The organism is Streptomyces sp. NPDC040405 (assembly GCF_055595765.1).
Genome location: NZ_JBVIVI010000008.1, coordinates 435,690 through 449,750 on the forward strand (window position 1 = coordinate 435,690; position 14,061 = coordinate 449,750).

9 protein-coding genes are annotated in these 14,061 nt (G+C 70.5%); 5 read left to right on the plus strand and 4 right to left on the minus strand.

Annotation, left to right across the window (positions count from 1 at the left end):
* Positions 1–241 precede the first annotated feature (241 nt).
* A complete protein-coding gene (locus ACZ59A_RS31015) occupies positions 242–3,925 on the plus strand; it encodes an nSTAND1 domain-containing NTPase (RefSeq protein WP_470965367.1) in 3,684 nt (1,227 codons plus the stop codon).
* Positions 3,926–3,936: 11 nt separating this feature from the next.
* Here the strand turns inward: ACZ59A_RS31015 and ACZ59A_RS31020 are convergent, their stop codons facing one another.
* On the minus strand, positions 3,937–4,359 hold the full coding sequence (locus tag ACZ59A_RS31020) for a hypothetical protein (protein ID WP_470965370.1): 423 nt from the start codon (positions 4,357–4,359) through the stop codon (positions 3,937–3,939).
* Between the two features lie 278 nt (positions 4,360–4,637).
* Between ACZ59A_RS31020 and ACZ59A_RS31025 the strand changes: the two genes are divergently transcribed.
* The 4 genes from ACZ59A_RS31025 (at position 4,638) to ACZ59A_RS31040 (ending at position 7,983) form a co-directional block, all read left to right on the plus strand.
* On the plus strand, positions 4,638–4,925 hold the full coding sequence (locus ACZ59A_RS31025; RefSeq protein WP_468050681.1) for a YiaA/YiaB family inner membrane protein: 288 nt from the start codon (positions 4,638–4,640) through the stop codon (positions 4,923–4,925).
* A gap of 120 nt (positions 4,926–5,045) precedes the next feature.
* A complete protein-coding gene (locus ACZ59A_RS31030) occupies positions 5,046–5,885 on the plus strand; it encodes a DUF8017 domain-containing protein (RefSeq protein WP_470965373.1) in 840 nt (279 codons plus the stop codon).
* Positions 5,886–6,036: 151 nt separating this feature from the next.
* A complete protein-coding gene (locus tag ACZ59A_RS31035; RefSeq protein WP_470965377.1) occupies positions 6,037–6,411 on the plus strand; it encodes a hypothetical protein in 375 nt (124 codons plus the stop codon).
* A 189-nt stretch (positions 6,412–6,600) separates the two neighbouring features.
* Positions 6,601–7,983 carry a histidine-type phosphatase gene (locus tag ACZ59A_RS31040; RefSeq protein ID WP_470965380.1) on the plus strand — a complete coding sequence of 461 codons (1,383 nt, stop codon included), beginning with the start codon at positions 6,601–6,603 and terminating at the stop codon, positions 7,981–7,983.
* Here the strand turns inward: ACZ59A_RS31040 and ACZ59A_RS31045 are convergent.
* The 3 genes from ACZ59A_RS31045 to ACZ59A_RS31055 all read right to left on the minus strand — a co-directional run bounded on the left by ACZ59A_RS31045 (position 7,980) and on the right by ACZ59A_RS31055 (position 14,033).
* Entirely contained in the window at positions 7,980–9,377 is a 1,398-nt protein-coding gene (locus tag ACZ59A_RS31045; RefSeq protein WP_470965383.1) for an MFS transporter, read from the minus strand. The two genes, ACZ59A_RS31040 and ACZ59A_RS31045, sit on opposite strands and share 4 nt — an antisense overlap.
* A 390-nt stretch (positions 9,378–9,767) precedes the next feature.
* Positions 9,768–12,443, minus strand: a complete 2,676-nt coding sequence (locus ACZ59A_RS31050) for a helicase associated domain-containing protein (RefSeq protein WP_470965386.1) — start codon at positions 12,441–12,443, stop codon at positions 9,768–9,770.
* Between the two features lie 162 nt (positions 12,444–12,605).
* A complete protein-coding gene (locus tag ACZ59A_RS31055) occupies positions 12,606–14,033 on the minus strand; it encodes a carboxylesterase/lipase family protein (protein ID WP_470965389.1) in 1,428 nt (475 codons plus the stop codon).
* Positions 14,034–14,061 lie beyond the last annotated feature (28 nt).

The window sequence follows — 14,061 nt, forward strand, 5'->3', positions numbered from 1 at the left end:
GCGGCGGATCTCCGTACGACGTGCCGCCCGGCCCGCTGTGAGCCGGGCGACGACGCCGTACGCCACCGACTCTCCGTGGCGCCCGCCTTGTTGCGCAGCCCCGATCCGCGGCCCGCAACAACCACCTCGCCACAGGTGAGACGGTCACCGAGCGCGATGTCCTGCCCTCGGCGCGGCCTTGCCCGGCCCTTTTGCCGCTCCGTAGGTTGTGGAGGACGGGGAAGCGGGGAGAGGGGGCCCAGTGGGCCGACCGGAAGCGCCACTGGACCCGGGCGCCGGGCCCGTACAGCGGTTCGCGTGGGAACTGCGCAAGCTGCGCCAGGAAGCCGACGGGATCACCTACCGCGTGCTGGCCCAGCGCACGCCGTATACGGTCTCCACCCTCTCCAGAGCCGCCTCGGGCGAACAACTGCCCTCGCTGCAGGTCACCTTGGCCTATGTCGAGGGGTGCGGAGGGGACCCGGAGGAATGGGAGCGGCGCTGGCGGCGGACGGCCGAGGAAACGGCGGCCGAGGCCACCGAACACGACGACGCCGAGCCGCCGTACCAGGGTCTCGCCCGGTTCGAACCCCGCGACCAGGAGCGGTTCTTCGGCCGCGACGAACTGGTCGCCGATCTGCTCCAGCTGATGCGCACCCACCGCCTGACCGCCGTCGTCGGCGCCTCCGGCAGCGGGAAGTCCTCACTGCTGCGCGCCGGGCTGATCCCCGCCCTCCAGCATGCCGTCCCGCACGAGGAACGCCCCGCGGCCATCCGCATCCTCACCCCCGGCGCACACCCCGCCCGCACCCACGCCGGACTGCTCGCCCCCAAGGACACCGAAGGCGACACGGTGGTCGTGGTCGACCAGTTCGAGGAGGTCTTCACGCTGTGCGCCGACCCCGCGGAGCGGACGGCGTTCACCGACCTGCTGCGGACGGCGCGTCAGCCCGGGAGCCGATTACGCGTGATCATCGCGGTGCGCGCCGACTTCCTCGGGCGCTGCGCCGAGCACCGCGGGCTCACCGATGCCCTGCGGACCGCCACCCTGCTGGTCGGGCCGATGACCCCGAACGAGCTGCGCGAGGCGATCGTGAAACCGGCCGCCGCCGCGGGACTGATCGTGGAACGGGCCCTGACCGCCCGGCTCGTCGAGGAGGTCACGGACGAGCCCGGGGGACTGCCCCTGCTGTCCCACGTACTGCTGGAGACATGGCGCCGCCGCTGCGGCCGCGCCCTCACCGAGGCGGCCTACGAGGCGACGGGCGGCCTGCACGGCGCCATCGCCCGCACCGCGGAGCACACCTACGCCGACCTCACCCCCGAACGTGCCGAGATCGCCCGCCGCGTACTGCTCAGACTGATCACTCCGGGGGAGGGCGCCCAGGACACCCGCCGCCCCGTCGACCGGTCCGAACTGGACAGCACCGCCACCCCCGAGGACCTCTCCGCCGTCCTCGAACGGCTCACCCGCGCCCGGCTGATCACCCTGGACGACGACGCCGTCGACCTCGCACACGAGGCGCTGATCAACGGCTGGCCGCGGCTGCGCACCTGGGTCGAGGAGGACCGCGAGCGGCTGCGCGTCCACCGGCAGCTGACCGAGGCCGCCCAGGCATGGACGGACCTCGAACGCGACTCCGGCGCACTGTACCGGGGCACGCGGCTCGCGGTCCTCCGCGACTGGGCATCCCACGACGGCAGCGGGGACGAGCTCAACGCGGCGGAGCGCGAGTTCCTCGACGCGAGCGTCGGCCTGGCGGACGACGAACGAGCCGCGGCCGTACGGCGCCACCGTCATCTGCGCTTCCTCGCCGCGGGTCTCGCACTGCTGCTGATCGTGGTCACCGGCGTCAGCGTGGTCGCCCTGCGACAGCGCCAGGAGGCCCTGAGAGCCCACCGGGTCGCCGTATCACGGCAACTGGCCGCCGAGGCGCTCGGCCTCGTCGAGTCCCGTCCGGCCGCGGCCATGCTGCTGAGCGTGGAGGCGTTCCGTACCGCGCGGACCTACGAAGCGCGCAGCGCCATGCTGACCATCTCGGCACATCAGTACTACCGCGCCGAGCTGTCCGGCCACGACGATGCCGTCTCCGAAGCCGCCTTCAGCCCCGACGGAACGCTCGCCACCGTCAGCCGCGACCGTACGGTGATGCTGTGGGACACCGGCGCACGGCGGCGGCTCGCCACCCTGACCGGACACCCCACCTGGCTGCGTGCGGTGGCGTACAGCCCGGACGGCCGCACCCTGGCAACGGGAGGCAACGACGGGAAGCTGGTGCTCTGGGACGCTGCCGCGCGCACGCCCTCGGCTGCCCTGACCGGCCACAAAGGGCAGATCAAAAGCATCGCCTTCAGCCCGGACAGCCGAACCGCGGCCACTGCGGGCGCCGATCACACCGTCATGCTCTGGGACACCAGACGCCGCGCCCGGCGCCTCACCCTCTCCGGCCACACCGGCATCGTCTGGGCGGTGGCCTTCAGCCCGGACGGCCGCACCCTGGCCACCGCCAGTGCGGACCACACCGTGAAGCTGTGGAACACCACGACGGGGAAGCCGATCGCCACGCTCACCGGCCACACCGAGTCCGTCGGCGCCGTCGCCTTCAGCCCGGACGGCCGCACCCTCGCCACCGCCGGTGACGACTGGACGGCCAGGCTGTGGAACGTCCGGCGCCACACCCGCGTGGCCACGCTGCACGGTCACAGCGGGGAGGTCAGGGCGGTGGCCTTCAGCCCCGACGGGCACACCCTCGCCACGGGAGGCCACGACAAGTCGGTCATGCTGTGGGACGTCGGCAGCGCCACCCGCCTGACCACGCTCACCGGGCAGACCACCAACGTCTATACGCTCGCTTTCAGCCCGCGGAGCTCTCTTCTCGCCTCCGCGGGCGAGGACGGCAAGGTCGTGCTCTGGGACACGGCCCGGGTTCCGCTCTCCGGCCACCGCGACCGGGTCAACGATGTCGCCTTCAGCCCGGACGGCCGCACCCTCGCCACCGCTGGAAGCGACGACACCCTCGTGCTCTGGGACATCGGACGCCGCACCCGTCGCACCACTTTCACCAGCGGATCCGGGTCCGTCCACGCCGTGGCGTTCGCCCCCGACGGGCGTACGGTCGCTACCGTGAGCGGTTCCGACGCCCAGCCCGCGAGCGCCCGCAACCACATCCTCACCTTCTGGAACCTCTCGGGCCACGGCCCGCCCGTCAGGCGCACCGGGCACACCGGCCGCGTCACCGATATCGCGTACAGCCCCGACGGGCGCCTCGTCGCGACGGGCGGCGCCGACAGGAAAGTCATCCTGTGGGACGCCGCCCGCCGCACTCGCCTGGCCTCTCTGCTGGCGGCGTCCGGAGATGCCGAAACCGCCGTCGACGCCGTCGCCTTCAGCCCCGACGGCCGACTCCTCGCCGCCGGCAGCCACGATCACAAAGTCACGCTCTGGGACGTCGCACGACGGACCAGGCTGGCCACCCTGACAGGGCATGCGGGACAGATCAGAACCGTGGCCTTCAGCCCGGACGGCCGCACCCTCGCCACGGCGGGCATCGATCAGAAAGTGATCCTGTGGGACGTGGCCAAGCGCACCCGCGTGGCCGACCTCGCCGACAGCACCGGGCCCGCCTTCGCCCTGGCGTTCAGCCCGGACGGCCGCACGCTCGCCACGGCCAACGCGAACAAGTCGGTGATGCTGTGGGACATCTCCCGCCGCAGCCCACTGGCCCTGTTGACCGGACACACCAAGCAGGTCCGGTCGCTCGCCTTCAGCCCGGACGGCCGTACGCTGGCCACCGGCGGCGACGACCAGTCCGTCATGCTGTGGACCGTCGACCCCCGGCACACCTCGGCGGAGTTGTGCCGCACCGCCGGCCGCAACCTCACGTCACAGGAGTGGCGGCAGCTGATACCAGGCACGGCGTACCGCAAGACATGCCCCACGGCCTGACCGCGTACGACTCAGCAGCGGATATCGACGATCTGGATCTTCTGGCCGTTGCGCACCTTGTGCCAGCCGGGCCCGATCGTCCTCAGCCCCAGTGAACGCTTGACCTTGCACCCGGGGCCGACCCAGTACCCGTCGACATCCTTCACGCCCACGTGGTGCCCGTTCTGGCCGGGCTTGAGAGTGTGCCAGGTCGCGGAGTTGCGATACTTCCCCCAGTCGTCGGTGATCAGAAGTGTGTACCGGTTGTCGCGGTTGTAGACGTTGCCGCAGATATGGCCGCCGACCCAGCAGACGCCAAGGGGACGGACCTCAGCCCCCGTGTGCGCCGCGCCGCCCGAGCCCCCACCGGCCGCGGCGGGGCCAGCGGCCGCCCCCGAGAGCGCGATGGCGGTCCCCGCCGCCAGGGCCACGATGACTGACTGCCTCGATCGCAAGATTCCTCCACTGATCGCGAGTCGCTGTACTTGTCCTGCCGTCCGGCCGTGTTGCTGTCCTGCCGTTCTCCGCGCAAGGCGCGTGTCGGGCCCTCCCCCGTTCCGACCTGCTGTCCGGGCCCGCGTCCTACGAGGCTGGCGCCTGCCCGCGTTGTTGCGCAGCCCGTTTCGCCGCGCGAAACAATCGACCAGGGCCCGAGTGCCGGGTGCCCGGTCTGAGTACGTACCTGAGTATCCGAACGGATACGGGGCCGATCGCGACCGTCGATCCTTTGCCCATGAGTGAGACACCGGTCAAGCAGCAGAGCACGACCGCGTTCTACGGTCAGGCGGTCGCTTCCTTCTCCATCGCCATGGCGGCCACCGCCATCGGCATCTTCCGGCTTGACGCCAACGCATGGGTGCGCGGCTTCCTGGCCATCGCCGTGCTCTACCTGGTGACTTCCGCCTTCACCCTGGCCAAGGTGATCCGGGACCGGCAGGAGGCCGGGCAGCTCGTCAGCCGGGTCGATCAGGCCCGGGTGGACAAGCTGCTCTCCGGGCACGACCCCTTCGAAAAGCTGTGACCGCAGTGGGGGTGCGGTGTGTATCAACTTTGTGTGGTGTGTCACGAGTAGGTGTACGTCTCGCAGCAGGGCGCCCACCTGGGGGAATGGCGGCAGCGCAGTTGGCTTAGAGTGCCGATCATGTCTCAGTCAAAGATCCTTGAACCCATTGCCCAGCAGCACCCGCAGTCCATCCGGATACCATCCCGACGAACGAAGAAGACCCTGATCGCGGCCCTCGGCATCGGCATGGCCGTCGCTTTGAGCGGGTGCAACGAGGACACGGGCACGGCCACGGACAAGAAGACCGACGCCGCGGGGTCGAAGGCGCCCTCGGCGGGATCGTCCCAGTCCTCCGCCCCGGCGAGCCCCGCGGGGGATCAGCCGTCGGTCCCGGGATGGCAGACGCAGACCGCACAGAAGCACCACTTCCGCTACGACGTGCCCGCCAAGGCCAAGAAGTGGAAGCTCATCGACGAGGGCACGGCCCTGTCCTACACGGACAAGGCCGGCCAGCCGATCGTCGTCATGACCGGGGCCGCCAGCTACCGCGAGGGCGGGTGCTCTTCGAGTCCCAACCCGAAGGCCATGGGCGAGGCGGGCAAGGGGCAGCTCGCCACCGTCGGCACCACGGGCGGTGGCAAGGACGGCTCCCTCCAGGAGAACGCCCGTAACTGGGCGGGCAACTGGGGCTTCGCCGCGTACGGCGGTGAGGACCACAAGCCCAAGATCAAGGTCACCCCGGCCAAGCCGGTGAAGCTGGGAGGCATCGACGGCTACACCGCGACCGCCGAGGTCACCGTCACCAACCGCCCCAGCTCGTGCGTCCCGCCGAAGGCGATCGTGCACAGCATCGCGCAGAAGCTCCCCGACGGGACCATGCACGGCTGGGTGATCTACGCGGACCAAGGGGTTCCGAACGCGCTGACGGCCGCCGAGATCAAGAAGATCATGAGCTCAGTCCGGTCCACGGACAGCTGACACCATCCGGCCGGTGAGGCGGCGGCGATCGCGTACTCCCCGGGACGCTCAAGCCCGACTGATCAGGCGGAAGTTGGGGGTGTGATCGAGATCAAATCGCTGCTTTAATTGGGTAGATGATCTTGAGTCCCGGCCCCTCGGAAAGGCAATCATGATGTCCCCCGTCCTCTACCAGTCCCGCTCCCGTTCCGAGGTCCCGTTCGACGCCGCCGAGGCCGGTGTTCTCCGCATCATGTCCGACTCCCGTACCCCGGTGTTTCTCACCGTGCACGCGAGTGGGCGACGCCGGTACGGCTACTGGCAGCCGTACAACTCCCTCACCAACAGGGGAGGCTGCTACGTAGCCCTGCCCACCCCTGAATGCGACAGGCTGTACTCCGAAGGGCGTATCGCTCTCGGCGAGCCCCTCGTGGATCCGGCGAAGACCACCTACCGTGTGTGGCCCGCCCGTTCCCCGGTCGTGCCGGTACGCATCCCGGTGGCACCCGTGCCCGCGGTGGCCGTGGCGCAGACGCTCGCCGCGTGAGCTGAGGTTCCGGGGAGCGGCTGGCCCCGAAGCCGCTGAGGGGTTCATCCAGAAATACCGGCACCACACGGACATGCCGGACTTGGGGCACGCCATACCGTTCGGCCATGGCGTGTTCACCTTGCCCGCGGACCATATGGGCGATCACTGAGCGATCCCCCGACCTTCCGCGAGCAGAACGGTCCGCCCATGAGACGCATCACCCCCGCCCTGGTCCTCGGGCTCGGTGCCCTGCTGACCGCTCCGCTGTCGGCGCAGGCATCCGGCAGCGTCCACGGCAACGGGACGGAGGCCACGTACAGCTACGGGACGAAGGCCACGTACGAGCCCCAGCAGAACGCTCACTCGTACCAGCGCCCGCCTGCCGGTTTCGCCCCGGTGTTCACGGAGAACGTGTCCCGGCACGGCTCGCGCTCCGCGACCGACGGCGCCGACGGCGACCTGATCCTCGCGCTGTGGGACAAGGCCGAGGCCGAGGGCCTGCTCACCGCCCGCGGGCAGAAGTTCGACCCCGAGGTGCGCGCCCTCCAGGCCGCCATGGCCAAGGTGGGATACGGCAACCTCAGCGGGCGCGGCGAGCGCGAGATGCGCGACACGGCGGTACGGCTGGAGAAGCGGCTGCCGGGCCTGTTCCAGCGGATCGCCAGGGCATCCGAGAAGATCGACGTGGTCAGCTCCGGGCAGGGGCGGGCCGTCGACAGCGGCGACGAGTTCGCCACCTCCCTCGGCGACACCGACCCCGCCCTCAAACCGCTCATCGGCCCGGCCCGCACCGACAAGGACCTGCTCTACTTCCACAAGTCCACGGGCGCCGCCGCCTACCAGGACTGGCTGGAGAACGACCCGCGGCTCGCCGCCACCCTGAAGAGCATCAAGGACCAGCCGGCCACACACCGCGCCGCCGAGAACGTACTGAAGAAAATCTTCAAGCCCTCGTTCGTGCAGCGGATCTCCGACGGCGAGTTCGCCTCCATCGGCAGCGACGTCGACGCGGCCGAGGCCGTCTACAACCTCTACGCCATCGCCCCGGCGATGAGCGACGAGAGCCCCGACGGCAAGGGCTGGCACCTGGACCAGTACATCGCCCCGCGCGACGCCGCCTGGTTCGGCTACCTCGGCGACACCGAGGACTTCTACGAGAAGGGCCCGAGCTTCGCCGACAGCGACATCACCTACAAGATGGCCGACGTGCTGCTCGACGACCTCTTCAAGCAGGTCGAGGCCAAGCGCGACGGCACGAGCAAGCTCGGCGCGGAACTGCGGTTCACCCACGCCGAGGAGATCATCCCGCTCGCCACGCTGATGAAGCTCCCCGGAAGCACGAAGGCCGCCACCGCCGACAAGCCGTACACCTACGCCGACAACCCCTGGCGCGGCGCGTCCGTGGCGCCGCTGGGCGCGAACATCCAGTGGGACGTCTTCCGCAAGGGCAACAAGTACCTCGTGCGGATGCTCTACAACGAGAAGGAAACCTCGTTCAAGACCGGGTGCCGGCCGGTCTCCCGCGGCAGCGAGTTCTACGACCTGAACGAACTGGAGCGCTGCTTCGGGCGCACCACACCGGCGTCCTAGGGCCGGTCCTGTTTCGCGGGTACGCACAACCAGGCGAGGACTGCGGCGATGAGGTAGGCGAGCGCGCCGATGGCCATGCTGGTCCGCAGCCCGGTGGAGTAGTCGGTGGCCGTCGCGAGGAGGCTGCCGCCGAGCGCCACCCCGGCCGCGCTGCCGATCTGACGGGTGGTGTTGAACAGGGCGGAGGCGGTCCCCGAATACGCCCCGGGCGCGGCGTTCATCACGGTGGTGGTCCCCCCGGTGAGGGCGAAGGACGTGCCGAAACCCGCGGCCATGAGCGGGGCGATCAGCAGGGGATAGGCGGGATGGGATCCCGCGGCGGCCCAACCGGCCAGTCCCGCGGCGGCCAGGAGCATGCCGGAAGTCACCAGTGGGCGGTCGCCGGTCTGGCGGGCCAGCCGCCCGGACAGGGCGGACGCGAACATGGTCATCGCCACCGCGGGGAGCAGCGCGAGCCCGGTGTCCAGTGCGCTGTAGCCGCGCTGGTGCTGGAATTCCAGACTCGCGGTGAAGATCATGCCGTAGAAGCCGAAGTTGAACAGCAGACCGATGGCGGTTCCACCGCTCATCCCACGCGAGCGCAGCAGACGAAGCGGCAGGGCAGGCGACCGAGCCAGCCGCTCACGCACCGCGAACCCGGCGGCGGCCCCCACGGCCAGGCCCCCCGCGGTGAGGACAGCCGGATCGGTCCAGCCCCGCCGCCCGGCTTCGTTGAGCGCCGCGATCAGCAACGCCACCGCCGCCACGACGGCACACTGCGCGGGCCAGTCCAGAGCCCGCGCGGTGCGCCGCGGCGAGCGCCCTACGTGCCGCAGTGTCAGCGCCAGGCAGGCCGCCCCGGCGGGCAGGTTGATGAGGAACACCCACCGCCAGCCGACCGTGTCCACCAGCAGCCCGCCCAGCAGCGGCCCGGCACAGGCCGCGATGCCCGCCATCGACCCCCACAACCCGAAGGCCCGCGAGCGGACGGCCGGTGCCGGATAGGACTGCTGGAGCAGTGCCAACGACCCGGGCACGATCAGCGCCGCCCCCAGCCCTTCCACCAGCCGCGCCGAGACCAGGGCGGGAGCACTGGGCGCGAGCGCGCACGCGGCCGAGGACACCGTGAACACCCCCACGCCCCAGCAGAAGACCCGGCGATTGCCCAGCCGGTCGCCCAGCGCGCCCCCGGTCAGCAGGAGCCCGGCGAAGACGAGGGTGTACCCGTCGGTGATCCACTGGATGCCGGTCAGCGACGCCGGGAGTTCCCGGCCGATCACCGGCACGGCGACGTTGATGACCGTCACATCCAGGATCACCATGAAGTACCCGGTGCACACCGCCAGCAGCGGCGCCCACGACCGCCCCCCGGCGGGCACGGACTCACGGCCCCCACCGGTCTCCGCGAACGCCACGGCCTCAACTCCGTCCCGTCCGCGAATGCCATACGCCAAAGGCCATAATGAGGAACATATACCCCGCATCGGCGAAGCCGGGCGACACACCACCTCCGGTCGATTCCCCTGGCTGAGCTGAACGGGTGGTCCCAACGAGAGGCCCGCACGCCCTCGTGCCGGGCAGGCCCGCGCCGCTTCACCTCCGGCAGCCCCAACACCCCAACCCCTCAGGCGACTCGCGCGGCCCGGTCACGCGACCAGGCGCAGCCAGGCCGCCGCGAGCGCGGCATGACCGGCGGGCGTCGGGTGCACGCCGTCCGCGGCCCAGTACTCCGGCCCGGTCGTCGCGGCGAGTTCGGCCAACATGCCGTCGGCGGCGAGCAGCTACACGCGTGAACACTTCGACGGTCAGGCCCAATCAACTCCCAGCTCTGTCAGCGCGGTTCGTTGTGGGGGAGTGAGCTTGTCCCGGCGGCTTTTGGTGTTGGAGATCCACACTCCCAGCTTCACGACCACCGGCTCGGCCTCACCCGCAATCATGATCTCTTCGCCGTGCCCACGTGGTACCGCCCGGCCTGCACCTTCTCGCTCGATCCACTGCGCGAGGGCCGCCAGGCCCCGCTGAAAGCCTGCCTGCACCCTGTACGGCCCCTCCGGGCACGTGGTCACCTGGGCGGCGGACGGTGCCTCAAACGGCTTCACACCCAGCCCGGTGAGCCGGTCCCGCTGTTCGGTGGACAGCCGGGTCCAGGTGCCCGGCTGTTTCTGCCGCTCCAGCCACCGTCCGATGTCGTCGCCCTCGAAACACACCCCGGGCGGGATCTCGGGCAGGACACCGTCGGCGTCGACGAGGTCGGCGAGGACTCGGTAGTGCCGCTGCCAGTCCAGTGGCCACGGGCATTTCCAGTCCGGGTCGATCGCCGTCAGTTGTTTCGCCCGCTTCACGGCTCGTTCCTGGTCTTTGCCCAGGCCCCCTTTACGGCGGAGGTTGGCCACGTGCTGCCCGATGGGCGCTCTCGCCCCGCCCGTCTCCCAGACCGTGTCCTGACGGGGGGCCAGGTGCCCGGCAGCGCGCCGGTAGGAGCGCAACACGGCGAGCTTGTTCTCCCATGCCTCGTCGCCGGGCTCCCAGACCATGCCCGCCTCCGGCGCGTCCAGCAGCTCTTTGCGCCGTGCTTCCAGCTCGCCTGCCCGCAGTGCTTTGCGCTGCTGGTGCACCCACCGCCCCAGCGGGAAGTCCTTGATCACGCCCACGGCCGTCGCGGTGTCGTAGGGAACCGCGTGCAGACCGGTGATGTCCCTCTCCGCCCGCCAGCGCAGCAGGGCCTGGTAGCCCTCCAGCCATACCAGCGACTCCGGCCGGTAGACCCGGGTGCGCAGGAACGCCGCGATCGTCGCCGCGTCCTTGGGGCTGGAGAAACGCAGCAGCGCCGACCCGGCACCACCACCGTCCCTCACCTCCACCTGCTCTTCCCCGTCACCGTTGCCACCGGTCCCGACGATCCGGCCACCCGCCTCACGCCGGACATACGCACCCTCCCGCCGGTCCCGTGAGAGCGCACGGGAGGCGAGCTGCTCCACCAGACGCTCATCGTGGGAACGCAGGCCCTGGAGCACCGCCACGAGCGGCTTGAAACTGGCGGAGGCGACCATGTCGGCCGGGTCCTCATCCGGTTCCAGGAAAACGGGCACGATGATGCGCGCAACCTTGGCGGAACCGTCGCGGTTCACCCGCAGCGCCCGGCCGATGTTCTGCACGATCTCTACCTGTGAGCCACGGGTGTCGGCGAAGCACACCGCCTCCACGCCCCGCTCGCCCGTGATGTCGACACCCTCTCCCAGCACACGCACGGAGGCCAGGAACGCCCGGTGCACCCGGCGCCCGGCCGCATCGGTGCCGTCCGCGAACTGCCGGATCACCTCGCGCCGCTCACCGACGAGGTGGTCTCCGCACAGCCACGCCGACCACACTCGGTCCGGCGGGACATGACGCCCGGCCTCCAGCGCGTACAACCCGGCACCGATCGACGACGCCGCCAGCTCCTCCGCCGCCGCGAGCGCGTCATCCGGGGCCTCGGTGACGTACAGCTCCGCGGCCGTCTCCGGCAGCTTCTGCGCGAACGCGGCCGCTTCTTCCACTCGCTGGTGGAACGTCATCACGGTCTTGAGATTGTGCCGGGCAGCGTGCTCCAAAAGCGCGGTCTGCAACAGCGCCAGGCGTCGGCCTCGCAGCGCTTCCTCCGACAGCCCCGGCACGGGCGAGGGGTCTCGGATCTCCAGAACATCGATCTCGAACCCGGCGAGGATCCCGCGCTCGATCGCTTCACTCAGTCCCAGCTCAGCCAGCCACCGGCCGTACGTGCCCTCCGGGTCGTCGGCCATGCTCGCGAGCTCCAGCTCCTGGCCGTCCGTGCCTTTCTGCGGCCGGGGCGAGGCCAGGATGCGCGGTGTCGCGGTGAGGTAGAGCCGGAAGTCGGCCGGGATGCGGGTGTTGTCGTGGATCGCTGCCCATGGCCGCCCGAGATCACCAGCGGTCCCGTGGGCTTCATCCACGACTGCGAGGTCGAAACCGTCCATCGACTGCCCGTACAGCCGCTCCCCGCCTGCCAGAGCGGCCTCCAGCGGCCCGCGGACCGTCGGCTGGCCCACCTGGCCCACCGGCGCGTCGATGTCCTCACGGTCTACGAGAGAGGCGTAGGTGGCGAACACCACCACCGGCCCCTTCCCGGCCCACATCGCGAGCCGGATCGGATTGGTGGTGGTACGCACCCCCAACCCGTTCAGTACCGCGTCGTTTTCCAGCGAGCACACCGCGACCATGGAGCAGGTATGTCCCACCAGGCGCCATACCTGGGCGGTCTGCACCAGCAGATCCAGGGTCGGTACGGTGACCAGGATCCGGCCGCCGGTGAAGCACTCCAGCGCGCTCGCGGCAGCGGTGACCGTCTTTCCCGAACCGGTTGCGGACACGATCGTGCCCCGCGCCCCTCGCTGAGGCACAGAAGATTTTGCAGGAAATCCAACCCACTTACGGAAACTCGCTTTTTGGGCTACCTGGTGTTCCCTGAGCTGAATAGCAGACAATTCCCAGCTTCCTCTGATGCCTTATCCCGCTGACTTCCGTGACTGTCCACTCCAGAATGTCACCACGCGGCCTGCCGGATCGAGCTCGCGCGGGAAGAGTCACGTATCTCCGCCGACGGACTGCCTGGTGTCCGCTCTTCCGGCGTCGTGTGCCGGGAAGTTCTATGCGGGGGCGGCGCGTTCCCAGATCTGTCGGGATGCTTCCAGCGGGTAGGCGGCGTCGGCGGGTGGGAGGTTCCAGAGTCTGGTGGTCGGCTGGTCGGGGGTGAAGCGTGGCCAGCCCGGGTCGCCGGTTGCGGCGAAGGAGGCCCAGGCGGCTCGCAACCGCCCGGACAGGTCGGCGAAGTCGGAGGGCGGCAACGATCCCAGAAACCGGGCGGCGTAGCGGCTGGTGGCGTTGCCGAAGGTGAACGGGACGTCGATGCCGTGGGCAGCGCCCAGGGTGGGGCCTTGCCAGGTGAAGTCGTACAGCCAGGTGAGGCCGCCTGCGCGGGTGTGGGCCCAGGCGACCCGGGAGGCCGGCATCCGGACGAGGGCGTCGGACAGCATGACCGTGAACAGGCCGGTGTCGGTGAGCCCTGGGTGGGTCCGGCGGTAGGCGGTTGCCGCCTCCTTGCCCAGGCCGACCGCCTCGGCGACCAGCTCCAGGTCGACTCCCGCAGCGGGGGCCGGTCCCTGGCCGCGGTACTCCTCGTGGGTGAAGCCGCAGACGAGGTCGACATCGCGGCCTGCGCCCGCTTCCAGGGCGGCCCAGGGGTGCCCGGTCACCAAGTCCCCGTCGACGACGGGACCGAATGCGGTGAAGCCGTCCTCGCGAGCGCGAAGCGGCGCGTCCTGGACCGCCAGGATGTCCTCGGGCGGCAGGTCGGCCATGGCGTCCCACGTCGCCGGGACGCCTGCGGCCTGCGCGATCACGGCAGTGATCGTCTCTGCCTCGGTCCGGGTGCGGGCGCCTGCCGGGACGCTCTGGGCGATCGCACGCCGGAACAGCCCCCGCGCTGCGGGCGCGGCCATCAGCAGGACGGCTGAGGCAGCACCGGCGGACTGGCCGAAGACGGTCACATTGTCGCCGTCGCCGCCGAAAGCGTCGATGTTGTCCCGGACCCACTCCAGGGCGGCGACCTGGTCGCGCAGACCGCGGTTGTCCGGCACGCCGGGCAGGTGCCCGAAGCCCTCGAAGCCGACCCGGTAGTTGAAGGTCACCACGACGACTCCGGAGCCCGCGAGCGTGGTGGCGTCGTAGTGGGGCATGCTCGCCGAGCCGTGCTTCCACAGGCCCCCGTAGATCCACACCATGACCGGCAGGTTGGCCGCCCCGGGGTCGGGGGTCCACACGTTCAGTGTCAGGCAGTCCAGCCCGTCGCTGGGCTGCCACATGGCCGGGGCGCCGGGTGCCGGGGCCAGCTGCGGGGGCGCCGCGCCGAATGCGAGAGCGTTCCGGGTGCCGTCCCACGCCGGAGGCGGAGCCGGGGGCCGGAACCTCAGTGGGCCCTCGGGCGGCGCGGCGAAGGGGATCCCACGGAAACACGAGATCCCGTCCCCGCTGGTGCCTCGCACCTTCCCCGCGGACGTCACCACCACTGGATTCATACGGCCCTCCTCAGCCAAGCCACCAGCG